Here is a 546-nt window from a genome sequence, read left to right on the forward strand (position 1 = left end):
GCCGCCGCCCGGATGGCCCTGCCGCTCGGCACCGGGCTCGCCGCGGGCACCCTGCGCGTCCTCGCCCGCACCCAGCTCCCCGGGCCGGGGCCGGAGGCCGGCATGATCCCCGGTCCGCGCCGCGACGCCGGGCCCCACCTGCCTCCCGGCTGCACGGGAACGGAGGCCACGCTGCTCTTCCCCGTACTCCTGGCCGAGGCCCGCCGCTGGGGGCTCCCCGAACGTGAGACCGAGGAGCTGCTTCCGGCCGCCGAACGCTGTCTGACCTGGCTGCGGAACACGGTGGGCGACGGCGCCTACCTGCCCGACCCGCAACCCGGCGGCCCCGTCCGCTGTGAGACACAGGCCCAGGCCCACCGGGCGGCCCTGCTCGGCGCCGACCTGCTCGACGCGTACGGCAGACCGGGCGGCACCGGACTGCGGCAGTGGGCGCGGACCTTGCGCCGGGCCTTCCACGACGACTTCTGGATCGACGGCCCGCGCGGAGACCGGCCGGCGGCGGCCCGTGCCCCGGGCGGCCGCCCCGTCCCGCACCTGGGCGCACCG

Annotated in this window: 1 pseudogene; it reads left to right on the plus strand. The window is 79.1% G+C overall.

Annotated features, from left to right (window positions below):
* A pseudogene (locus tag B7767_RS40165) lies at positions 1-546 on the plus strand (glycogen debranching protein); the annotation flags it as partial.

The sequence above is a fragment of the Streptomyces sp. 13-12-16 genome (assembly GCF_002114215.1).
Classification (GTDB): Bacteria; Actinomycetota; Actinomycetes; order Streptomycetales; family Streptomycetaceae; genus Streptomyces.